A 22,679-nucleotide genomic window follows, 5' to 3' on the forward strand; every position below is an offset into this window, starting at 1 on the left:
GCTATTCAATGTGGATTAAAGGATTGTGTGATGAGTTTTAAAAATAAAATTGCAATTGCTGTTTTGGTTATAGTCGCTCTAGGGTTAGGAACATTTTGGGCTTTTAGCTACACTCATACAAAAAGTAGTAGTCTTAGTCAAATACAAAAATTACTTAAATCAAAATCTTTATCTCTTGCAGATTATACAGATTTATGGTTAATTGGTAAAAAAGATATAGTCGAAAAAAAAGCTAAATCTTTAAAAAGAGTAAAAGATTATTTTGAAGATGAAGTTGTTTATAAACTAAAAGATTATGCAAAAGAAATGGGTGCTATGAGTGCATATGTTGGTTTAGATGATGGTAAAATGATTTCAGCAAGTGGTAAAAAATATAACTTATCCACTTATGATCCAAGAAAAAGACCATGGTACAAACTTGCAGAAGAAACTAAAAAGACAAGTGTAACTGATGCTTATAAAGATAATAGAACAGGCAAGATTGTATTTAGTATCGCAACTCCTTTATATGATAGTAATGAAAAATTTATTGGTGTTTTTTCTATTGATTTGGGTTTAGATGAATTATCGCAAATGATATTGAAAACTAAATTAGATGGTGGATATGCAGTTTTGTATGATTCAAAAGGTACTATTATAGCTCATCCTAATGAAAAAGTCTTAGGTAAAAATTCATCAATTGCTAAAAAATTTGGAAATAAAGATCAAGGTATTGTAGAGTACGTGTATAAAGGAAAAGATAAATTTTTAGCTTTTAATAGATCAAAAGAATCTGGCTGGGTAACTGCCGTAACTTACTATAAAGATTATGCTTATAAGTTTTTAAATACACAAGCAATTCAGTTAGCAATAATTGGTGCAATTATACTCTTGATAGTATTTTTTGTTGTAATCTTTGGTATAAAATATTTTATGGATCCACTTAATACGCTAAATAGGTTAGTTCAATATTTGGCAAGTAATGATGCTGATTTAAGACAAAGATTAGAAGTAAAATCAAAAGATGAGTTTGGCGAGGTTTCTACTAATATCAATCTTTTTATAGATAAATTACATGAAATTGTAAAACAAGCAAAAGATATAAGTTTAGAAAACTCTGCGATTTCAGAAGAGTTATCTCAAACTGCGATAGAAGTTGGAAAGAATGTGGTTAATGAATCTGAAATTGTTACAAAAACAAGAAGTGATGGTTTAAATTTAACTTCTTATCTTGGTGATTCCGTTCAAAAGGCTAAAAGTTCTCAACTGGCTCTTGAAAAAACTTTTGGGAATATAAATGATGTAAAAAAAGAGGTTGAAAAACTAGAAGTTACGATGCAAGATACTTCTGCAAAAGAGCAAAGTTTAGCTGATAAACTCAATAATGTAAGTCAAAATGCAAATGATGTCAAAGAGGTTTTAGGAATCATCAAAGATATAGCAGACCAGACTAATTTACTAGCTCTTAATGCAGCGATTGAAGCAGCAAGGGCTGGAGAGCATGGAAGAGGATTTGCAGTAGTTGCTGATGAAGTTAGAAAATTGGCTGAGAGAACTCAAAAATCTTTAGTGGAAATAGATGCAACTATAAATGTTGTTGTTCAATCTATCGTTGAAGTAAACAGTGAAATATCTGAAAATTCAGAAGAAGTAAAAGATTTAGCAACTACTTCAATAGAGCTTCAAAAAATGATGAATGAAATTTCTGATGTTATTAACAATGCGATTAATGATGCAAATAATACTGTAGTTGACTTTGAAGATACTTCTAATAAAGTAAAATCAATAGTATCTGAAATCGATAAAATTGATAAAATTTCTAAAAGTAATGTTGAGAGTATAAAAAATGTTTCATCAGCTTCAGAGCATCTTCACTCTATGACTGAGAAGTTAAATAATGAATTAGAAAAGTTTAAATCATAAAAATATAATAGGCAAGAAATAAAACTTGCCTATTACTCAAAATTATTGTTTCTGTGTTTTACTTTTTTATATTGCGTTTTATTTTTTTCTTTGTCTAAAAGATTTGCTTCTTTTAAAAGATTTTCTTGTAAAGAGGTATCGAACTTTTTATCTAAAACTTCTAAGGTTAAATTGACATATCTTAAAAGGGCCTGGTGGTAAGAAGAGTTAAGTCTCACAGCTTCTATATCTTTAATTTTTTCATAGTTGGCTTGAACTCTTTTTTGAAATACTTCATAATCAAAATTTGAATCTTTTAGATAAGAGATATTGCTCTTTACAAATTTTTCAAGTGCTCTTATGAATTTTAATCTTTTTACTTTTTCATTCATAATATACTAACTACTACTAAGATATAAGGTATGAAAATGATAGAAGTAACAAGAACTAGTGTTGTAACATCTACTGGTTTACAATCATAAAGGGAGGATAAATTAACATTTGTAACTGCTAATGGTACTAGTAATTCAAGCAAAATTATAGCTAGTATATAATCATTCAATCCTAAGTTTTTTAATATGATATATGATAATACTGGGATGATTAAAAATTTTATATTGCTTACATGTAGAATTAGTTTTAAATTTAAATTTTTTACCTTTACACTATACAAAAACATGCCAAATATCATAAGCTGAAGTACCATAGAAGCATATGCTCCCATTTGCAAAGAAGTTAAAAATGATGGATGAATCTTTACATGTAAAAGATTTAAGGCTATAGCAATCAATGCAAACCAAATTAGTGGTAGTTTTGTTATGTTTAAAAACGAATCTTTTATGCTAAAGTTTCCTCTAGAATAAAAAAACACCCCGATTGTATAAACAATAAAAACATTTGCTATATTTATCATAGAAGTGTAAATTACTGAGTTTTGCCCAAAAAGTGCAATTCCAAGAGGAATTCCAAGATTGCCTGTATTGCCAATAGAGCTTGAAATTGTTACTATAGATTTGTCTTTTGGATTCTTAAAAAATATTTTTGCATAAAAAAAGCTAATAATTATAAAAAAAATACTAAGCATCGCATATATCAAAGGGATTTTGATGGATGTTAGATTTATCTCTTTTGTACTTAAGCCCCAAAAAGTAAGCATAGGTTGTAAAAAATAGATAGAAAGAATTACCAAAGTTTTTTCTTGCAATTCATCTTTTAGTTTTAATTTTGCAAAATAACCCAAAAGAATAAAAATATAAATCGATAAAACTGATAAAAGTAGATTCAATTAATATCTTTCAAGTTTACTTCTATAATCTTCTTTTTGTTCTTCATTTTGTAATCTTAGATACTCATCTAGTTTTTGTCTGTTTTGTTCAAATGCTTTTTCAAACTCTAAGTTGTCATTTATTTCGTTGCCATTGAATTTATCTAAAAGAAGATTTGAATTACCTGTCATAACTAAATATTTTTGTCCTTCAAATTCAAGAAGAACAACACTATTGTTTTTATCAACCTGTTTTTTATGTAAAACATTTACCTCTATTTTTTCACTATTGTTCTTGTTTCCTTGAAATAGCCAGGAGTTTTTTTCTTTTACGCTCAATTTTGTATTAGTAACTTTATTTTTAAGCCAAAACATAAATCCTAGTAAAATCAAAAGAACTACAATCACACTAATATATCTAGAATCAATTAAATCTTCATTTGCTTTTGTTTGCAAAAAAGTTTGATTTGATGATTCATTTGCTGTATTTGTTGATTTGATAGTTGGTAGGTTTGCATTTGTTTTTATCTGCTTAGATCTTATCCTAAGTCCAAATCCATCTACTGTTTTAGAAGCAATTACACTAATTTTATGATCGCTTTTTAATATGATATTTGTTTTATCATTGTTTGGTTCAATTGTAATTTCTTGGACTATCGCAGAATCTATACTTTTTTCAATAAGCTGGTCATAAGTCAAATCGCTTAGTGTAAGTATAATGACATTCTTGCCCATCTTTTTTGTGATACTACCATCATATGGGGAATCAAATGAAAGCATTAAGTCAATTCTATCACTTCTTTCATAAACATTGTATGTTAACAGTGTTGTTGCATTTAATGTTGAAATGATAAATATACAAATTAGTATAAAACTTCTCATTATACCTCTTTTTTAAAGTATTGGATTACAGTTTTTGAATCTAATATCTCATTGATACGAATAGCTAAGTTCTTTTCATAAACCATAACTTCGCCTTTGCCAAATATTTTATTATTGACAAAAAGCTCAACACTCTCTCCAGCTGGTTTTTCTAAATCAATTACTGAGCCTTTTGTTAACTTCAACAGTTCACCAATGCTTATAGTAGTAGTTCCAAGCTGGGCTATAAAATTTACATTTATATCTAAAAGGTTTTCATAACCACTAAGTAGTTTTTCTTCTAAATACTCTTTATCTTCTTTATTCAATGTTTTAGCCTAATGTTTTTTTACCTATTACGAAGGTTCTATTTTTTATTTTATAAAGCAAATACTCTTCCAACTTTAAAAGTTTTATATCAGGCACATGACCTAGAAAATCTGGAGTAGTTAATTGATACTCATCTTTTGAGTTTTTTTCTAAGATAACTTTTGCAGAACCAATTATCATATTTGCAACTTCTTTGACCAAATCATCCAAGTCATCCTCTTTTAAACTATCTTCAAAAAGTAGTGCTTTTGTAAATTGATTTAGTGTATCTTTTTTAAAGAGTAAATACCATTGTATCTCAGTCTTATCTTGTATCAAAGCGATTGCAGCACCATAAAAGTTTTTGCCAACATACTTTGCATCACAAACTTCTAATCCAACAATATCTTCGCAAAAACTTTTTGTTGCTTTTCTTACGGCTTCAATCATATTTTTTCCTTAAGATATATGGTTTCTTATTATAGTTTAACTTAATTAAAACGTTAATTAATGTAAAATATATTTAGACTAAAAGGAGTTAAATTGTTAGTAGAACTATTGTTAAGTGTCATAATAGGCTTTATGTCTGGTTTTTTTGGTATAGGGGGAGGAACTTTACTTGTTCCTTCTTTGATGTTTATTGGTTTTAATATAAAAGAAGCTATTGGGATATCTGTTATGCAAATGGTTTTTAGCTCTGTTTTTGGGAGTTACTTAAATCTTAAAAAAGGTGTTTTAATAGCAAAAGATGGATTACTGCTAGGACTTGGTGGCTTTTTGGGAGCTCAAGGTAGTGGTTATATAGTTAGTATTTTACCTCCGTTTGTATTGAGTATGATTTTTTTATTTTCTGTTTGTTTAGCAATATATAAATTTTTTATGGCTCCTATGGATAGTGATGTTGAAGAGTTTGATTCTAAAATTGGAATTTTTCTTGTAGGATTTTTTGTAGGATTGGTTGCAATTAGTATTGGAATTGGAGGAGGATTGTTTTTGACTCCAATTCTGGTTGGATTTATGCATTTTGATTTGAAAAAAGCAGTTTCAATGAGTCTGTTTTTTATAATCTTTTCTTCTGTATCTGGATTTATCAGTCTTTCTATGTTTGGGCATATAAACTATAGCGTAGGTCTTATAGTAGGTCTTAGCTCTCTTGTTGGAGTTTTCTTTGGTATAAAATCATCTCACATAATTGAAAAAAAATATCATAAAAAATTGCTTCTTGTTTTATACTTTGTAATTTTAGGATTGATGCTAAAAAAACTCTACTTCTAGAGAACACTTAGCAATAAAAAAAGAAAAGAATAGGATTGTTAGTGAATAAAATAAAGATTTATGGTGCAAATGAAAATAATTTAAAAAATATCAATTTAGAAATTCCAAAAAACAAATTAGTAGTTTTTACAGGACTTAGTGGAAGTGGAAAATCAACACTGGCTTTTGATACACTCTATGCTGAAGGGCAAAGACGATATATCGAGAGCCTCTCAAGTTATGCAAGACAATTTTTAGATAGAGTTGGAAAGCCTGATGTTGAGAGGATTGAAGGCTTAACTCCTGCAATTGCGATTGATCAGAAAACTACTAGTAAAAATCCTCGCTCGACTGTTGGAACAATTACTGAGATTTATGATTATCTAAGGCTTCTTTTTGCTAGAGTTGGCATCCAGCATTGTCATAAATGTGGAAAGCCAATTTCAAAAATGGGCGCAGAAGATATTATCAACGAAATTTTAAAACTACCATTAAATTCAAAACTTGTTATTTTAGCTCCACTTGTGAGAGAAAAAAAGGGAAGTTTTGCAGATATGATAGAATCTCTTCGTCATAAAGGCTATGTAAGAGCTATGATTGATGGAGTTATGGTTCGTCTTGATGAAGATATAGAGCTAAGTAAAACAAAAAAACATACTATCAAGGTAGTGATTGATAGAGTTGTGCTAAAAGAAGAGAGTAAAGAGAGAATTGCAAGTGATGTTGAAAAAGCTTTAAATGAGAGTTATGGAGAAGTAGAGATAGATGTGTTAAATCATGAAGAGGTTGGTTTTAGCTCGTCGCATATCCATTACTCTGAGCATTTGGCGTGTTTTGATTGTAAGATAAGTTTTGAGCCACTTGAGCCATTAAGTTTTTCTTTTAACTCACCAAAGGGTGCATGTCCTATCTGTGATGGTTTAGGCATAAGATATACACTTGATTTAAATAAGATTATTGATGAACATAAAAGTATAGAAGATGGTGCTATAAAGCTGTTTTACGGTTTTAATAAAGGATATTATGCGAAGTTCTTGCAAGGCTATTGTAAAGCTAGTGGAATTGATATAAAAGTTCCTTTTGAAGAGTTAGAAGAGCATCAAAAAAAAGCAATACTTCATGGTGGTGTAGAAGAAGCTAAATTTACTTGGAAAAGGCATTCGCTTACTAGAAAATGGGAAGGTGTAGTAAAAATTGCATATGATATGCTCAAAGATGAAAAAGACTTGGGTGATTATATGAGTGAAAAAGTTTGCGATAAGTGTGGTGGACATAGGCTTAAAGAAGAGAGTTTGGCTGTTAGGGTTGCGAAAAAAAATATTGGAGAGATTTTAGATTTACCGATAGATAAAACTTTAGAGTTTTTTCAAGATGAAAAAAACTTTGAGTATATGAGTAAACAAGAGCACTTAATAGCAAGTTCAGTTTTAAAAGAGATTAGAGAAAGACTTTTTTTCTTGTATGATGTAGGGCTTGGTTATATCACTCTTGGAAGGGATGCTAGAACAATTAGTGGTGGAGAAGCTCAGAGGATTAGGATAGCCTCTCAAATTGGTAGTGGATTAACAGGGGTTATGTATGTTTTGGATGAGCCTAGTATCGGACTTCATGAGAGAGATACACTAAAGCTTATTAGAACGCTTAGAAATCTTCAAAAAAAAGGCAATAGTGTTATAGTCGTTGAACATGACAAAGAGACAATTGAACATGCAGATTTTATAGTTGATATCGGACCAAATGCTGGAAAATTTGGAGGAGAAATTGTTTTTGCAGGAACCTTAGAAGAGCTAAAAAACACCAAAACTTTAACAGCAGAGTATCTAATTGGAAAAAGAATTATTGATTATCAAAAAAACAGAGAGCAAAAAGAGTGGATTGAGCTTAAAAATGTCAATATAAACAATATAAAAAATCTACATGTAAAGATTCCTCTTAGAAATTTAGTAGGTATTAGTGGGGTCAGTGGAAGTGGAAAAAGTTCGCTCATACTTCAAACTTTACTTCCTGTTGCAAAAGAGCTGTTAAATAGAGCAAAAAAAGTAAAAAAAGTAAGTGGTGTTGAGTGCTTGGGCTTAGAAAATCTTGATAAAGTTATATATCTTGACCAAAGCCCGATAGGAAGAACTCCTAGAAGTAATCCAGCAACTTATACTGGTGTTATGGATGAGATTAGAGGATTGTTTGCTAAAACTAAAGAGGCACAGCTTAGGGGTTATAAGATAGGAAGATTTAGTTTTAATGTAAAAGGCGGGCGATGTGAAAAGTGCCAAGGAGAGGGCGAGATAAAGATAGAAATGCACTTTTTACCTGACATTATGGTTAAGTGCGATAGCTGTAAAGGCAAAAGATACAATGCTCAAACTTTAGAGATAAAGTATAAGGGAAAATCCATTTCAGATGTACTAGAGATGAGTGTTGATGAAGCCTTAGAGTTTTTTAATGCCATTCCAAAAATAAGGCAGATTTTACAAACTCTTAGTGATGTAGGACTTGGATATATAACTCTTGGTCAAAATGCAACTACATTAAGTGGTGGTGAAGCACAAAGGATAAAACTAGCAAAAGAGTTAAGCAAAAGAGATACAGGAAATACACTTTATATACTAGATGAGCCGACAACTGGCCTTCACTTTGCTGATGTTGATAGGCTTACAAAAGTACTTCATCATTTAACAGATTTGGGAAATAGTGTTTTAGTGATTGAACACAATATGGATGTACTTAAAAACTGTGATTATATCATAGATATTGGGCCAGAAGGTGGTAGCTATGGTGGAAAGATAGTAGATAGTGGAACTCCTTTACATGTAGCTATAAATCATAAAAAAACTGGAAGCTACACAGGTAAATATTTGTCTAAGGAATTAGATTTAAGTCAAAATTTGCTAAAATGACAAAAATAACATGAGAGAAGAGTAATGTTAGAAAATATAACTGAAAGAATCAAAACTTTACCTCCACTACCAAAAAGTTTTTATGAAATAAATGCAATTTGCAATGATGAAAATGGAACAATTGTGCAGTTAGCAAAGGTTATAGAAAAAGACCCAATGTTAGTTGCAAATCTTTTAAAAGTTGCGAATTCTCCTTTGTATAGTTTTAGAAGAGAGATTAAAAGTGTACTTCAAGCAGTTTCACTTTTTGGTATGTCAACAACAAGAGCCCTAACAACTGATATATCTATTAAAAAGCTTTTGAGTGTTGATATAGAGCCTTATGGTGTAAGCCCAGAAGATTTTGTAAAGATTTCAGCTACTCAAAGTATACTTATGAAAGAGTGGTATTCTAAAATTGATAGAAATAAACTAGACACACTATTTTTAGCCGCCTTGCTTCAAGAAACAGGAAAAATTTTAATTGCCGATGAAATAGTTAAAAATGATGAGGTTGTGCAGTTTAAATCAGAAATAGAAGTTGCTATTAATATAGCTGAAGTTGAAAAAATGTATGTTGAAACTACAACTGCTAAAATTACAGCTAAGATATTTGAGCACTGGGGATTTGATGAGATAATGGTTGAAGCAATTAATTTTTCAGATGATCCAACAGCAGCCCCTGAAGAGGTAAAAGAGTACTCAACAGCATTAAAGATAGTAAAAACAGCTGTTCCAATTAACTCTCCACTTAGTGAAAGAAGTATCAATATAGCATTAAGCCTTGTTCAAAACAATGGATATGACAATTCAGTTTTTATGGATTCGGTTGAAAAGATAAAAGATAGGTTTTAATTAGATAATGAAAATACTAACAATTATAGATACTTTTGGATTTTTTTTTAGAAACTTTTATGCTCTTCCAAATCTAAGAAACAAAGATGGATTTCCAACAGGACTCATAACTGGATTTGCAAATTTTATATATACGATAAAAGAGGATTTTCCAACAGATTATATTTTATTTGCACTAGATGCAAAAGGAAAAACTTTTCGCCACAATATAGATGAAAATTATAAAGCAAATAGAAAAGAAGCTCCGGAAGATTTGAAAAAACAACTTCCAGTAGCAATTTCTTGGATTGAGAAAATGGGTTTTAAGTGTTTTTCCAAAGAAGGATATGAAGCTGATGATGTAATAGCAAGTGCAGTTAGATTTGCAAAAGAGCACGACATAAAAGTAAGAATCGTAACTCATGATAAAGATTTATATCAACTCATTGATGATAGTAAAGTCATGATATTTGATCCAATGAAAAAAATTGAGATTGATGAAGAAAAGTGCTTTGAAAAGTTTGGAGTTTACCCTAATAGAGTAGGAGATTATCTAAGTATAGTTGGAGATAGTGCTGATAATATTCCTGGAGTTAAAGGCATCGGCGATAAGGGAGCTAGAAAACTTTTAGAGCAGTTTGATAGTGTTGAGCAAATTTATGAAAATTTAGAAAATGTTGCAAATCCAAGAGCCAAAAAACTACTTGAAGAGAGTAAAGATAATGCATTTTTGAGTAAAAAACTTGTTAGACTAGATGATAGCCTAGATTTATCAGATAAATTTGAAAATTTTAAATTTCCTTCAAATCAGCCACTTTTAAATATCGTTGATGAATTAGAAAAATATGATTTAAAAGGAATTCTCTCAAGATTAAAATATACTCCAAATAAAAAAAAAGATGAAGAAAAACATGAGTTCGAAGCTATTTTGCTCGATACCAAAGAAAAACTTTTTGAGGTTGTCAATAGTTTAGAAGGAACAGTTGCTTTTGATACAGAAACAACAGGAATTGATTCATTAAAAGCTAAGATTGTTGGTTTTTCTTTTGCAAAAGATTTAGATAAAGCTTATTATGTACCAATTGCTCATAATTATCTTGGAGTTGGTAATCAAGTGAGCAAGGAAGATGCAAAAGAAGCAATAGAAAAAATCTTTACATGTAAAGTTATAGGGCAAAATTTAAAATATGATTTTGCGATAGTAAAAAACAATTTCGGATCTTTACATGTAGAACATTTTGAAGATACTATGCTTTTAGCTTGGTTGCAAGATCCTGAAAAAAGTGCTGGTTTAGATAATCTTGCAAAAAGATTTTTTAACTACGATATGGTTAAGTATAAAGATGTAGTAAAAAAGGGTGAAAACTTTTCAAATGTAAATATTAAAGATGCATCAGTCTATGCAAGTGAAGATGCTTGGATGACTTTAAAGCTGTATGATAAGCTAAAAGAGACTTTAGATCCAAATCTTTTAAAACTTGCCAAAAATGTTGAGTTTCCTTTTGTCCTTACTCTTTTAGAAATGGAAGAAGAAGGCATAAAAATTGATACTAATTATTTTAAATCTTTAGAAGAAAAATCTCAAAAAAGCATTGATACTCTGAAAAATGAAATTTTTGAGCTATGTAAAATGGAGTTTAATTTAAACTCTCCAAAACAATTGGGAAGTGTTTTGTTTGAGCATTTAGGATTAAGTGTTGTTAAAAAAACAAAAACTGGTTATAGTACTGATGAGAGTGTTTTAAACAAACTAATAGATGAGCATGAGGTTATATCTAAGATTTTAGAGTACAGAGAAGTTTTTAAACTTCAATCAACTTATATAAAACCACTTTTAGAATTAGCCAATAAGTCTGAAATCTCTAGAATTCATACATCATTTTTACAAACAGGAACTGCTACAGGAAGACTTAGCTCAAAAGATCCAAATCTTCAAAATATACCTACAAAAAGTGAGCTTGGAAGAGAGATTAGATATGGTTTTGTACCAAAAGATGGTTTTAGTTTTATTGGTATCGATTACTCGCAAATCGAGCTTAGATTGCTTGCTCATTATAGCTTAGATAATGAACTAGTAAAAGCTTTTAACGAAGATTTAGATATACATACTCAAACTGCAATAAAACTTTTTGGAGAAGATGAAGCTAAAGAAAAAAGAGGGGTTGCAAAGAGTATCAATTTTGGGCTTTTATATGGAATGGGAGCTAGAAAATTGTCTCAAACTCTAGGAATTACTCAAGCTGAGGCAAAAGGATATATTGAAAATTATTTTAAAAGTTTTCCAACTGTAAAAGAGTATCTTGATTCTATCAAAGAAGATGCAAAAAGAGATGGTTTTGTAACAACTTTGCTTGGAAGAAAGAGATATTTTGATTTTGAAAATGCAAATGGTATGCAAGTTCCTATGTATGAAAGAGAAGCTGTAAATACTAGATTTCAAGGAAGTGCGGCTGATTTGATAAAGCTTAGTATGAATAAAATCAATAATGCAATGTTAAATGAAAATGCAAAAATGCTTTTACAAATACACGATGAACTTATATTTGAAGTAAGAGATGACTTAGCACAAGATTTTGCTAATAAAGCTCAAGAAATAATGGAAAATATATATAAATTAAATGTAAAATTAAAAGCAAGTGTTGCTATTGGAAAGAGCTGGGGAGAGTTGAAGTAATCAACTCTCTTTAAGTAATTGGTCAATGATGTATTGTTGTAACTCTTTTTTTGGTATTTCTTTCTTTTTTGCTTCGTTATAAATAACTTCCACCTTTTTACTATACTTTTCATAAGAAAAATAAGGAAAGTGAGCTAACCAAGCATGTTTAATTCGTTTTAGGGTAATGGCATCTCTTATCCAAGCTTTAAAAAAATTAAATCCCATAAAAACTACAGCAGTTACTATAACAGAACTTACAATAGAGACATGAAAATCTAAATGTTCTAAAAAGTAGTGACTGATTGCTAGAAGTGGCAATAAAATAATTGCACAGATTATAAAATATACTAAATAAGCTCTTGTTATGTTTATCCTAAACCCAAGTTTGCCTGAATCTACATACATTTTTTCATTATATAGTGCATTTGCTTCTAGTAAATCTTTTAAAACCACAGGTTGAGATGATATGGAATATACATAATTTATAATTTTTTCTTTAATGTTTTTACAATTTAACATAATTATCCCTATTTTGTTTAAAGGAATTCTATCATAAAATAAGTTAATTTATAATTTTGAAAAACATATTGTAGATACGTATAATAAGCTAGAAAGAGTAATTTTGAGTAAATTTGAGTTTATAGAATGTGGAAAGAGCATACCAAAATATAATATTCATGCAGTTTCCGTTTCAATTCCTACTTTTAAAGATGTAATTGATTATGAAGAAAATAGATGTAAGAGTATAAAAACCGGCTATCCTAGATTTGTACTTCACCCATATCTTAAAATGATGTGTGAATATATCAAAGAAAAATATAATATTGAAGAAAACAAACAGATAGTATTGGTTTGTTCCAAGAGAAGTGCTTTAAAAATTGCTTCTATTTTTGATAAGAACATAGCATTTGAGATAGATGAAGATTTTGGTGTTTTAGTTATCGATGAAGACTGTAAAAAAAAGAGTGATATTTTAAAATTTATTCAGTATGCAGGAACAACACTTTCTTCAAGATATGCAGAAGATTTTTTATATAAAAAAGCTCTTATAAAAAATCTACATGTAGAAAAAAAGCATCCAAGCAAGATAGCATATAAAAACATAATAGATAAACTTTCAATAGCATATAAACAGCCTTGTAAAAATATAGGCTTGAGTGTTTCAGGGATGCATGGAATTTACTCTTTACTAGCAGGTATAAAAAAAATTAATCCAGCAAAAGATACGATAATACAACTAGGATGGTTATATCTTGATACGATGAATATCATCGAGAAATATTGTAAAAATTTTAAAATATTTTATGATTTAAAAAATCTAGACTTACTTGAAGATTATCTACATGTAAATGCACATAAGGTACACTCTATTGTTATAGAATTTCCAACAAACCCCCTTTTAAAATACGTAGATATAAAAAGATTAAAAGAGATATGCAATAGATTTGATATAGCACTTATTGTAGATACAACATTTTGTACACCTTATAATTTTGATTTTAAACAATATGCTGATATTATGGTGGAGAGTTTAACTAAGTTTGCGTGTGGCAATGCTGATGTTATGATGGGAGCATTGATAGTTAATGAAAATTCCAAGTTTGCTAAGTATAAAGATATATTTTTTGAACAATTAGAAAAACCATACATAAAAGATTTGGCTAGATTGTCTTTTGAGATAGAAGATTATGAAAAAAGAGTTGAGCAAATTTTAGAAAATAAAAACAAATTAGTTGATTTTTTAAAAACAAAAAATTATATTAAAAAGATTTATCACTGTGATTTCAGTGGAGTCATCTCTCTAACTTTTAACTTACCTTTTCAAAAAGTTTATGATGAATTGAATTTTTTTAAAGGCCCAAGTTTAGGAACAGAGTTTACTTTGTGTATGCCTTATGTTTATTTGGCGCATTATGATTTGATAAATAAAAAAGAGGATAAAAATCCTTTAAAACTAAACAACATTCCAATTGATTTACTAAGAGTTTCAGTTGGCTTAGAAGATATAGAATCAATCAAAAAAGAGTTTGATAAGCTAAGCAATCTCAGGTAAATACTCTTTGATTGTTTTTTCACAATCTCTATAATCAGGCATAAATTTTTCTACATGTAGCCAAAAAGATGCTTTGTGGTGCTTGTGTGGTATATGAGATAATTCATGAACTATTATATACTCAATACATCTCATTGGAAGTTGTACCAAAGAGGTATTGAAACTTAGTTCATTGTTGTGGTTACAGCTTCCCCATCTCCTTTTTGCTTTTCTAAATTTGATTGCTGTTGGATTTAGCTCCATCTTTTTAGCCCATTTTTCAACTATATCAGGGATAATCTCAATCGATTTTTCTTTATAAAAATCAGCTAGATTTTTTTCTATATGTAAAAGTTGTTTTTCGCCAAAAAGTAGAACTTTGCCTTCTTCTTTATAAATCCTGGAGATACTTTTTCTTTTTTCTACATGTAAAAGTTTTTGGTAAATCCATTTTGCTTTGTTTTGTACTAATTCTTGTACTTTTGATAAAGGATAATTTGGGTTTTTAACAATAACTCCACTTGGAGTTATTGTTATGTATAAGTTTTTTAATTTTTTATTTGTTTTTACCTCGTAAGGAATTTTTTCATCATTGTATGTTACATACAATTATTTAAACCAACTTTTGATTTTATCAAAAACTCCATCTAAGTTTCCTTCGCTAGGAGTACTTTGTATCCCAAAACTATCTTGAAGTTTTACTAATAACTCTTTTTGTTCACTTGTTAGTTTTTTAGGATATTGGATTTTTATTTGAGCGATTAGATTTCCTAGCTCATTTGTATGAACATTTTTAACACCCTCTTTTTTAAATACAAATTGCTGTTTATCTTTTGCTCCCATTGGAAGTTCAAGCGTAGTTTCTCCTCTTAGAGTTGGTATAGTGATACTCTCTCCAAGTGCAACTTGTGTAAAAAATACTGGAATTTCAATGTAAATATCATCATTGTGTCTTACAAAATGCTCATCCTCAGCCACATTTGTTTGGATGTAAAGATCTCCTCTTTCTCCTCTTTCATCTATGTTTCCTCTTCCTGTGACTCTGATTCTGTTGCCATTGTCAATTCCTTCAGGAATATCAATTTTAACAGTATCACTTACGCTCTCATATCCTTTAGCATTACAAGATGAACAAGGATTATTTATAATTGTTCCTCTTCCGTTACATGTAGGGCATGTTTGAGAATACGTCATGAAACCTTGTCTAAAAAAGATTTGTCCTTTTCCATGACAATCACTACATGTAGATTTTTTGCCATCACTACTTCCGGTTCCATTACAATCACTACAAGGTTTTTTATAGGTGAATTTTACTTCTTTTGTGCACCCAAAAACAGCTTCATTAAAGGCAATATCAATTTCCACTTCAGTATCAAGTGGGTATTTTCTATTTCTTGCATTTCTTCTACTTGAGCCTCCAAATCCACCACCAAAGACTGATTCAAAAATTGATCCTAAATCACCCATGATATCTTCATAGTTCATATCAGAGAAGTGACTAAATCCTTGGGAATCAAGTCCCGCCTTTCCATATCTATCATAAGTTGCTCTTTTTTCAGGATCACTTAAAACTTGATAAGCTTCATTTACAAGCTTAAATTTTTCTTCAGCCTCTTTATCTCCTTGATTTCTATCTGGATGATACTTAAGAGCTAATTTTCTATATGCTTTTTTTATTTCATTACTATCTGCGTCTTTACTAATTTCTAAAATTTCATAATATTCTAAGTCCAATTTGATTCTCTTTGTGTTGAAGTTAAGCACAAACAGTGCTTTTTTGTAGACTTGTAATTCTATCTAAAAATAGATTTTTTTTCAATCTATTAACTGACTTTATAGTTTGATAAAATAAGAAGATATTAGCTTGTATAGTTAGGCTTGTTAAGATTGGTTAACACATGATTAAAAACTCGTTAATGACTTGGTTATACAATTTCTTTGTCAAAACAAAATTTTAGCTGTTGCACTGGTTACAGGAACTTTATTGACAGGTGCTTATGCAAAAGGTAATTGTGAAAACAATCAAGGCATGATGAATAAAAAACAAGTTATGATGCAACACAAAAATATGCACAAAGGTATGAAACATGGTATGCAAGGAATGTTTGGAAAATTAAATCTTAGTAGCGAACAAAAGTATAAAATATCAATTTTAAGAGATGAAATGAAACTTGAAATGAAAAAGTTGATGGGGCCTAAAAAAAGAAATATGATTTCAACATTTATAACAAATGATGGATTTGATAGAGATGCTTTTATTAAAAACTCAAACGATATGCACCAAAAAATGCAAAAAATTAGAGCTGATTTTATGGAAAAAGCATTTAAAATTCTAACAAAAGAACAAATAAAAAATTTGAAATCTTAGTACTAATAAGGGCTTATGTATAAGCCCTTATACCTCTTAGTTATGATATAATATAACCTAATTTAAAAGAGGTTAATTATATGATAAAAGTTTTAATGATAGAAGATGATGCAGAGTTTGCTGAAATACTTAGTGAATATCTCAGTCAGTATAATATTAAAATAACAAATTATGAAGACCCTTACTTAGGGCTTAGTGCTGGGATTAAGAATTATGATTTATTGATTTTGGATTTAACTTTGCCTGGCATGGATGGGCTAGAAGTTTGTAAAGAGGTTGTTCAAAAGTATGATATACCAGTTATAATTAGTTCAGCAAGAAGTGATATAAGCGATAAAGTTATAGGGCTTCAAATAGGAGCTGATGATTATCTACCAAAGCCATACGATCCAAAAGAGATGTATGCAAGAATCCAAAGTTTAATTAGAAGATACAAAAAATCAAAATCAATTGATGAAGAAACAATTGATAGTGATTTTAGATTAGATGAAAAAAGACATCAAATATACTTAAAAGAAGAGCCTTTAAATCTAACTCCAGCAGAATTTGAGATACTCGAATACTTAATCAAACATCATGGATTTTCCATCTCAAGAGAGCAATTAGTATATAATTGTAAATCTTTAAAAGACAAAGGCTCTAAAAGTTTAGATGTAATTATTGGAAGACTTAGAGCAAAGATTGGTGATAGCTCAAGAGATCCAAAATATATCCAATCTGTAAGAGGAATAGGATATAAACTAATAGGATGACAAAAAATTCACTCAGCAACAGAATTACTCTAATCTTTGTTTTTTCTATTTTACTATTGTCTGCACTCTTTTTTATAGCTTATAAGTACCAAAGTGAAAAAAATTTGGCTATTATGAAAGAGAGGCAGTTACAATCTATAAACTATATTTTTTTATTATATAGAAACAATCTAACCCCACATGGTATTAACGAGTATTTTAGTAATTTTGGTTTAAAAAAGGTAGAAAATCTAAATTTAAAAAGGTCAGTACTTGCAAAGGGCGTGGTGGTTTTTCAAAAAAAATCAACCTTGGGGATATTTTCTTCCATAAGGTACAATGACAAGTATTACCTTTACATAGACAATTTAATTTCTAATATCTTATTAGAAAGTCAATATGAAAAAAGAGCAAATGAAAATATTTGGGTAGTTTTTGTTCTTGCTTTGATAATATTAGTTTCGATTTATATATCAATTTTAAAGAGTATCTCTCCTCTAAAAGAGTTAAGCTTACAAATTAGAAAGTTTGCAAGTGGAGATATGAATATTGAGTGTAAAAGCGATAAAGATGATGAGATAGCAGAAGTTGCAAATGAGTTTGATAAAGCAGCGAGTAAAATTAGAGATTTAATTCAATCTAGACAATTGTTTTTAAGAGCCATAATGCATGAGCTTAAAACCCCTATTGGCAAAGGAAGGATAGTATCAGAAATGGTTCAAGATGATAGGGCAAAAAAGCGCCTTATTAGTGTTTTTGAAAGACTAGACTTGCTTATCAATGAATTTTCCAAGATAGAGCAAATTGTATCAAAAAATTATTCACTTAAATTTCAAGAATTTAAGCTGATTGATATTATAGAAAGTTCTATTGATATGATGATGCTAGAAGAGGGTAAAAAAGATTTACATGTAAAGATTGATGTTAGTGAAGATTATATTGTCAAAGTTGATTTTGAGTCATTTGCACTTGCAATTAAGAATTTGATGGATAATGCTATTAAATACTCTGATGATAAAAAAGTAAATGTTGTCTTAGCTAATGATAATCTTTGTGTTATCAATAAAGCTGAAGAATTTAAAAAGCCGATAGAAGAGTATTATAAACCATTTGTATCAGGTTCAAATGAATTAAAAGATGGTTTAGGACTTGGTCTTTATATAGTCAAAAACATAATAAAATTAAATAATCTTGAATTAAACTATAAATATGAAGATGGAATGCATAAATTTTGTATAAACTTAAAAGAGAATCAAAATGAAATTAGAAAAGTTTGATAATTTAGTCGAAGCACTTTCAACACTTCCTAGTGTTGGAAAAAAATCTGCTTTGAGATTTGCTTATCATCTAGTTTTACACGATAATTTTAATGCAATGAAAATTTCTAGTGCAATAGAAAATGCAATTCGCTCAATCAGGAAATGTGATAAATGTGGTGGCTTGAGTGAGCATGAGATTTGTGATATTTGTTTAGATGAAACTAGAGACAATACTCAACTTTGTATTGTTGAAAATGCAAAAGACATCTTTGTTTTAGAAGAAAATAAACTTTATAATGGATTATATTTTGTTTTATCAGATTTAGAAGATGAAAGTATTTTAAAATTAAAAGAAGTAGTAAGACAAGGCGTAGAAGAGATTATTTTTGCTCTAACTCCATCTTTGGCAAATGATGCTGTTATATTATTTGTTGAAGATAAGTTAAAAGATTATAAAATAGAATTTACAAAAATTGCTCAAGGTGTACCAACTGGAGTACACCTTGAAAATGTTGATATGCTTTCCCTATCAAAAGCGCTTAATGATAGGATAAAAGTTTAGAGTATTTTTCTCTTAGAGCTTTTTTATTTATCTTCCCAACGCTAGTTTTATCAATACTATCTACAAATTTTATCTTAAGTAGCATACTCTCTCTTGCCATAATTCCTTTTTTGATAAAATCTTTTGCAAAAAGCTCTATCTCTTTTGTTGATGTTTTTGCATCTTTATCTTTTAGAACAACAAGCCCTAGAGGAACTTCTCCCCACTTTTCATGAGGTATTCCGATGACAGCAACTTCGCTTACATTTTGGTGTTGATTTATAATATCTTCAAGCTCTAGTGAACTTACCCATTCTCCACCAGTTTTAATGATATCTTTTGCTCTATCAGTGATTTTAATATATCCATCTTTATCTATGTTTGCAACATCACCTGTGTGAAGATATCCACCTCTCCATAGTTGCTCTGAGTTCTTTTTGTCTTTGAAATATCCTTTGGTTAGCCATGGAGTTTTAAGTACAATCTCTCCGGTACTTTGCCCATCATGTGGGATTTCATTCATATCTTCATCAACAATCTTTAATTCAACCATACCAGTTGGTTTGCCAGTTTTTATTCTTATATCTGCTTGAGAGTTGACATCAAGTTCTAGCATCTCTTTTGTAAGATGAGACAATGACACTATTGGGCAAGTCTCACTCATACCATAACCTGTAAATATATCAATCCCTCTTTTTAATGCTTCAATACACATAGCCTTTGGAAGCGCAGCCCCACCAATGATAACTTTCCAATTTGATAAATCAATACTATCAATCTTAGAAGAGTTTAAAAGCATATGTAAGATTGTAGGAACACAATGAGAAAAAGTAACTTTCTCTTTTTCTATAAGCTCTAATAGTAAATCAGGTATATATTTTCCAGGATAAACCTGTTTGATACCTAGCATAGTAGCAACATATGGTAATCCCCAAGCATGAACATGAAACATTGGAGTAATTGGCATGTATACATCTTCTCTATGAAGTCTTCCTTGAGTCTTAGGACTTGCGATACTTCCAAGCGTTCCCATAGTATGTAGGACTAATTGTCTATGAGAAAAGTATACGCCTTTTGGCATTCCTGTTGTTCCGGTAGTATAAAAAGTAGTTGCTATCGTATTTTCATCAAAGTCTTCAAATTCAAATTCATCACTCTGAGTTGATAAAGCCTGTTCGTACTCGCAAGTTTTATCATCTTTTAAAACTATATAATTTTTAACTGTATCAATTCTTCCTTTAATTTGATTCAAAATAGGTAAAAAATCTTCATGTATTAATATAACATCATCTTCAGCGTGATCAATAGTGTATAAGATTTGTTCAGGAGAAAGTCTTATATTTATAGTATGTAAAACTGCTCCAATCATAGGTATTGCAAAATAACACTCTAAATATCTATGTGAGTCATAATCCATTACGGCAATTGTATCACCTTTTTTTATCCCAATAGAAACTAAATAATTTGCAAGTTTTTTTACTCTTTTATAAAATTCACAGTAAGTAAATCTAATTTCACCTTTATATACGATTTCTTGGTTTGGGTTATTTACTACTGGTGTTTGGATTATATTTTTAATTAATAGCTGATGGTCATACATTAAAAGCTCCTCTCATAAGTTGTGTTATTTTATCTTCGTCATATATATTGTCAAAAAACAAGTTAAAAGCTAAAACTCCTTGGTATAAAAGCATATCTGATCCATCTTTACATGTAAGACTATTTTGTTTGGCCAGTTTTAAAAAAGGTGTTTGTTTATTGTAAATCACATCAAATGCAAAACTGGCTTTTTTCATAAGCCCATCTAGTGTATTTTCTTCAAGTGGTAAAGAATCATCACTTAAACCAGCTGAGGTTGTATTGATAATTAAGTCATATGGTTTTATTTGAAATTCATCCCAACTAAAAGCTAAAAAATCATTTTTATAAAAATAATCCAATCTATTTTTTGAGCGATTTAAAACTTCTACATGTAGATTGTTTTTTTGAAGTATTGTTGCGATTGCTTTTGCTGTTCCTCCTGCTCCTAAGATAAGAGCTGAATGGATTTTCCCAAATGATTTTATAGCCTTATAAAATCCTGGAGCATCTGTGTTGTAGCCATATATTTTATCTTCTTTTTTTACCAAAGTATTTACAGCTCCAATTTTTGCGGCAAATTCATCTAAGTTATCACATAGTTTATAAGCAAATTCTTTATGAGGAACTGTAACATTTGCACCGTCAAGTTTTAACTCTTTGAATTTCTCAATAATTTGTGAACCATCTTCAAGTAGAGTTTTTGTGTATAAGCCATCTATATTTAAACCTTTTAGTGCAAGGTTATGCATATTAGGTGAAATTGAGTGAGCTACTGGATTTCCAAATATACTAAATTTTTTCATATTGTAAAAGGCACAAATTACTTTTTTAAATCATTTAAAGAGCCCATCATAGCTCCTAGTTTATTTGTAACTTCTAGATATTCAAGTTCAGCCTTACTATCAGCTACTACGCCTGCTCCTGCTTGAAAAATTATCTTTTCATCGTCTAAATACGCAGTTCTTATCATAATAGCACTATCCATGTTTCCATCAAATCCAAAGTATCCTACAGCACCACTATAAAAGCTTCTTTTTAAGCCTTCAAAATCACTAATAAGCTCCATCGCTCTTATTTTTGGAGTGCCTGTCATGGTTCCTGCTGTAAAAGTAGCAGCAAATAAATCAAACATATCTTTGTTCTCATCTAACTTTGCTTCTACATCACTTACTAAGTGCATAACATGAGAGTATCTCTCCACTCTCATCATTTCTTTAACTTTTACACTTCCAACACTAGCAACTTTTCCTACATCATTTCTTCCAAGATCAATTAGCATGAGATGTTCTGCTCTCTCTTTTTCATCAGCTAAAAGTTCATCTTCGTAAGCTTTGTCTTTTTCTAGTGTATCTCCTCTTTTTCTAGTTCCTGCTATTGGTCTTAGTGTTATTATATTGTCTTTTAGTCCAACCATAACTTCAGGTGAACTTCCAGCGATTGCAAATCTGTCAAAATCAAGTAAAAACATATATGGAGATGGGTTTTTATTTCTTAGAATTCTATAAAAGCTTAGTTTGTCGATATTTGCAAATTGAGTGAATCTATTTGACATGAGTATCTGAAAAACATCTCCACTTTTTATCATCTCTTTAGATTTAAAAACCATATCAAAAAATTCTTCTTTACTATAAGCAAACTTTCCTTTGTCTTGTTGAATATCACTTTTTTTAATTTCAATATATTCATGAGGACTTCTAAGTAGTTTTTCAATCTCTTCTAGTTGTAATGCAATCTCTTCAATGAAAGTGTGAAGAGTAAGAGTATTTGATTTGTGAGAAAATGTACAAACTAGCTTTGGACGAATTAAATCAATATCTGCAATATTGATTTCATCTTTTAAATTATCCATATGAGATTTTAATCTTGGCTCAAAAGTTTTAACCGCATCATATCCAATATAACCAATAAACCCATCAATAAAACCTAAATTATACTCTTTTGAATATCTTAGATATTGGTTTTTATCTATACTTTTATATCTTTTTTGTAGATATAAAAATGGATTTTCTCCAATATCAGTTTTATTGTTTTCTTCATCAATATGATAAGCTTTATTATCCTTTAAAACAATCCTTTCTCTTGCCCCGATAAATAAAAAGCTATAATTCCCATCTTCAGAGTTAATAGCACTTTCAAATAAAAAAGTTAATTCATCTTTAAAGTGGTCTTTTAACTTCGAATAAATTGTTATCGGAGTTAATTGGTCATATAATAACTTTTTATGATATATCATAA

21 protein-coding genes are annotated in these 22,679 nt (G+C 29.6%); 10 read left to right on the forward strand and 11 right to left on the reverse strand.

Translation table 11 applies throughout. The features are described from left to right. The first annotated feature begins 30 nt into the window (after positions 1-30). The gene (locus ACKGJI_RS03000; RefSeq protein WP_458701077.1) at positions 31-1,902 is read left to right on the forward strand and encodes a methyl-accepting chemotaxis protein; all 1,872 of its coding nucleotides are present in this window, start codon (positions 31-33) and stop codon (positions 1,900-1,902) included. A gap of 32 nt (positions 1,903-1,934) precedes the next feature. Here the strand turns inward: ACKGJI_RS03000 and ACKGJI_RS03005 are convergent, their stop codons facing one another. The 5 genes from ACKGJI_RS03005 to ACKGJI_RS03025 are packed head-to-tail and all read right to left on the reverse strand — an operon-like array spanning position 1,935 to position 4,765. Next, on the reverse strand, positions 1,935-2,273 hold the full coding sequence (locus ACKGJI_RS03005) for a hypothetical protein (RefSeq protein WP_458701078.1): 339 nt from the start codon (positions 2,271-2,273) through the stop codon (positions 1,935-1,937). Continuing rightward, entirely contained in the window at positions 2,270-3,166 is an 897-nt protein-coding gene (locus ACKGJI_RS03010) for an AEC family transporter (protein ID WP_458701079.1), read from the reverse strand. Before ACKGJI_RS03010 ends, ACKGJI_RS03005 begins: the two co-directional genes overlap by 4 nt. Next, positions 3,167-4,027, reverse strand: coding sequence for a hypothetical protein (locus ACKGJI_RS03015; protein ID WP_458701080.1), 861 nt, complete (start codon positions 4,025-4,027; stop codon positions 3,167-3,169). Further along, positions 4,027-4,335, reverse strand: a complete 309-nt coding sequence (gene fliN / locus ACKGJI_RS03020) for a flagellar motor switch protein FliN (RefSeq protein ID WP_458701081.1) — start codon at positions 4,333-4,335, stop codon at positions 4,027-4,029. Before fliN ends, ACKGJI_RS03015 begins: the two co-directional genes overlap by 1 nt. A gap of 4 nt (positions 4,336-4,339) precedes the next feature. Next, a complete protein-coding gene (locus tag ACKGJI_RS03025; protein WP_458701082.1) occupies positions 4,340-4,765 on the reverse strand; it encodes a chemotaxis protein CheX in 426 nt (141 codons plus the stop codon). Between the two features lie 93 nt (positions 4,766-4,858). Between ACKGJI_RS03025 and ACKGJI_RS03030 the strand changes: the two genes are divergently transcribed. Genes ACKGJI_RS03030 through polA form a run of 4 tightly spaced genes read left to right on the forward strand, consistent with a single transcriptional unit; the run spans position 4,859 to position 11,950 of the window. Next, positions 4,859-5,590 carry a sulfite exporter TauE/SafE family protein gene (locus tag ACKGJI_RS03030; protein ID WP_458701083.1) on the forward strand — a complete coding sequence of 244 codons (732 nt, stop codon included), beginning with the start codon at positions 4,859-4,861 and terminating at the stop codon, positions 5,588-5,590. Positions 5,591-5,631: 41 nt separating this feature from the next. Continuing rightward, a complete protein-coding gene (uvrA, locus tag ACKGJI_RS03035) occupies positions 5,632-8,463 on the forward strand; it encodes an excinuclease ABC subunit UvrA (RefSeq protein ID WP_458701084.1) in 2,832 nt (943 codons plus the stop codon). Positions 8,464-8,487: 24 nt separating this feature from the next. Next, positions 8,488-9,297, forward strand: a complete 810-nt coding sequence (locus ACKGJI_RS03040; protein WP_458701085.1) for an HDOD domain-containing protein — start codon at positions 8,488-8,490, stop codon at positions 9,295-9,297. A gap of 7 nt (positions 9,298-9,304) precedes the next feature. Continuing rightward, positions 9,305-11,950 (forward strand): DNA polymerase I, encoded by a 2,646-nt coding sequence (gene polA / locus ACKGJI_RS03045; RefSeq protein WP_458701086.1) that lies wholly within the window; start codon positions 9,305-9,307, stop codon positions 11,948-11,950. Here polA and ACKGJI_RS03050 read toward each other — a convergent pair whose 3' ends face one another. Beyond that, complete coding sequence (locus ACKGJI_RS03050; RefSeq protein ID WP_458701087.1) at positions 11,951-12,451, reverse strand: hypothetical protein; 501 nt, start codon at positions 12,449-12,451, stop codon at positions 11,951-11,953. 103 nt (positions 12,452-12,554) lie between these two features. Between ACKGJI_RS03050 and ACKGJI_RS03055 the strand changes: the two genes are divergently transcribed. Continuing rightward, a complete protein-coding gene (locus ACKGJI_RS03055; RefSeq protein ID WP_458701088.1) occupies positions 12,555-13,985 on the forward strand; it encodes a PLP-dependent transferase in 1,431 nt (476 codons plus the stop codon). Here the strand turns inward: ACKGJI_RS03055 and ACKGJI_RS03060 are convergent. Together ACKGJI_RS03060 and dnaJ are read right to left on the reverse strand one after the other, a co-directional pair. After that, a complete protein-coding gene (locus ACKGJI_RS03060; protein WP_458701089.1) occupies positions 13,968-14,573 on the reverse strand; it encodes a M48 family metallopeptidase in 606 nt (201 codons plus the stop codon). The two genes, ACKGJI_RS03055 and ACKGJI_RS03060, sit on opposite strands and share 18 nt — an antisense overlap. Continuing rightward, positions 14,574-15,698, reverse strand: coding sequence for a molecular chaperone DnaJ (gene dnaJ / locus ACKGJI_RS03065; protein ID WP_458701090.1), 1,125 nt, complete (start codon positions 15,696-15,698; stop codon positions 14,574-14,576). Between the two features lie 250 nt (positions 15,699-15,948). Here dnaJ and ACKGJI_RS03070 point away from each other — a divergent pair, with 250 nt between their 5' ends. From ACKGJI_RS03070 to recR, 4 genes are all read left to right on the forward strand, one after another. Further along, positions 15,949-16,332 (forward strand): Spy/CpxP family protein refolding chaperone, encoded by a 384-nt coding sequence (locus ACKGJI_RS03070; protein ID WP_458701091.1) that lies wholly within the window; start codon positions 15,949-15,951, stop codon positions 16,330-16,332. Positions 16,333-16,412: 80 nt separating this feature from the next. Then, on the forward strand, positions 16,413-17,084 hold the full coding sequence (locus ACKGJI_RS03075; protein ID WP_458701092.1) for a response regulator transcription factor: 672 nt from the start codon (positions 16,413-16,415) through the stop codon (positions 17,082-17,084). Next, entirely contained in the window at positions 17,081-18,340 is a 1,260-nt protein-coding gene (locus ACKGJI_RS03080; RefSeq protein WP_458701093.1) for an ArsS family sensor histidine kinase, read from the forward strand. Before ACKGJI_RS03075 ends, ACKGJI_RS03080 begins: the two co-directional genes overlap by 4 nt. Next, on the forward strand, positions 18,315-18,884 hold the full coding sequence (gene recR / locus ACKGJI_RS03085) for a recombination mediator RecR (RefSeq protein WP_458701690.1): 570 nt from the start codon (positions 18,315-18,317) through the stop codon (positions 18,882-18,884). Before ACKGJI_RS03080 ends, recR begins: the two co-directional genes overlap by 26 nt. Here the strand turns inward: recR and ACKGJI_RS03090 are convergent. Genes ACKGJI_RS03090 through ACKGJI_RS03100 form a run of 3 tightly spaced genes read right to left on the reverse strand, consistent with a single transcriptional unit; the run spans position 18,862 to position 22,677 of the window. Beyond that, complete coding sequence (locus tag ACKGJI_RS03090; RefSeq protein ID WP_458701094.1) at positions 18,862-20,463, reverse strand: fatty acid--CoA ligase; 1,602 nt, start codon at positions 20,461-20,463, stop codon at positions 18,862-18,864. The genes recR and ACKGJI_RS03090 overlap by 23 nt on opposite strands. Further along, positions 20,456-21,247, reverse strand: a complete 792-nt coding sequence (locus ACKGJI_RS03095; protein WP_458701095.1) for a shikimate dehydrogenase — start codon at positions 21,245-21,247, stop codon at positions 20,456-20,458. Before ACKGJI_RS03095 ends, ACKGJI_RS03090 begins: the two co-directional genes overlap by 8 nt. 17 nt (positions 21,248-21,264) lie before the next feature. Beyond that, on the reverse strand, positions 21,265-22,677 hold the full coding sequence (locus ACKGJI_RS03100; protein WP_458701096.1) for an anthranilate synthase component I family protein: 1,413 nt from the start codon (positions 22,675-22,677) through the stop codon (positions 21,265-21,267). Positions 22,678-22,679 lie beyond the last annotated feature (2 nt).

The sequence above is a fragment of the Sulfurospirillum sp. 1307 genome (assembly GCF_054408545.1).

Coding starts and splice junctions, on each gene's coding strand:
- ACKGJI_RS03000 (WP_458701077.1), top strand. CDS start 31: ATGAGTTTTAAAAATAAAATTGCAATTGCTGTTTTGGTTATAGTCGCT.
- ACKGJI_RS03100 (WP_458701096.1), bottom strand. CDS start 22,677: ATGATATATCATAAAAAGTTATTATATGACCAATTAACTCCGATAACA.
- ACKGJI_RS03050 (WP_458701087.1), bottom strand. CDS start 12,451: ATGTTAAATTGTAAAAACATTAAAGAAAAAATTATAAATTATGTATAT.
- polA (WP_458701086.1), top strand. CDS start 9,305: ATGAAAATACTAACAATTATAGATACTTTTGGATTTTTTTTTAGAAAC.
- ACKGJI_RS03015 (WP_458701080.1), bottom strand. CDS start 4,027: ATGAGAAGTTTTATACTAATTTGTATATTTATCATTTCAACATTAAAT.
- ACKGJI_RS03005 (WP_458701078.1), bottom strand. CDS start 2,273: ATGAATGAAAAAGTAAAAAGATTAAAATTCATAAGAGCACTTGAAAAA.
- ACKGJI_RS03075 (WP_458701092.1), top strand. CDS start 16,413: ATGATAAAAGTTTTAATGATAGAAGATGATGCAGAGTTTGCTGAAATA.
- ACKGJI_RS03080 (WP_458701093.1), top strand. CDS start 17,081: ATGACAAAAAATTCACTCAGCAACAGAATTACTCTAATCTTTGTTTTT.
- ACKGJI_RS03025 (WP_458701082.1), bottom strand. CDS start 4,765: ATGATTGAAGCCGTAAGAAAAGCAACAAAAAGTTTTTGCGAAGATATT.
- ACKGJI_RS03090 (WP_458701094.1), bottom strand. CDS start 20,463: ATGTATGACCATCAGCTATTAATTAAAAATATAATCCAAACACCAGTA.
- ACKGJI_RS03040 (WP_458701085.1), top strand. CDS start 8,488: ATGTTAGAAAATATAACTGAAAGAATCAAAACTTTACCTCCACTACCA.
- ACKGJI_RS03095 (WP_458701095.1), bottom strand. CDS start 21,247: ATGAAAAAATTTAGTATATTTGGAAATCCAGTAGCTCACTCAATTTCA.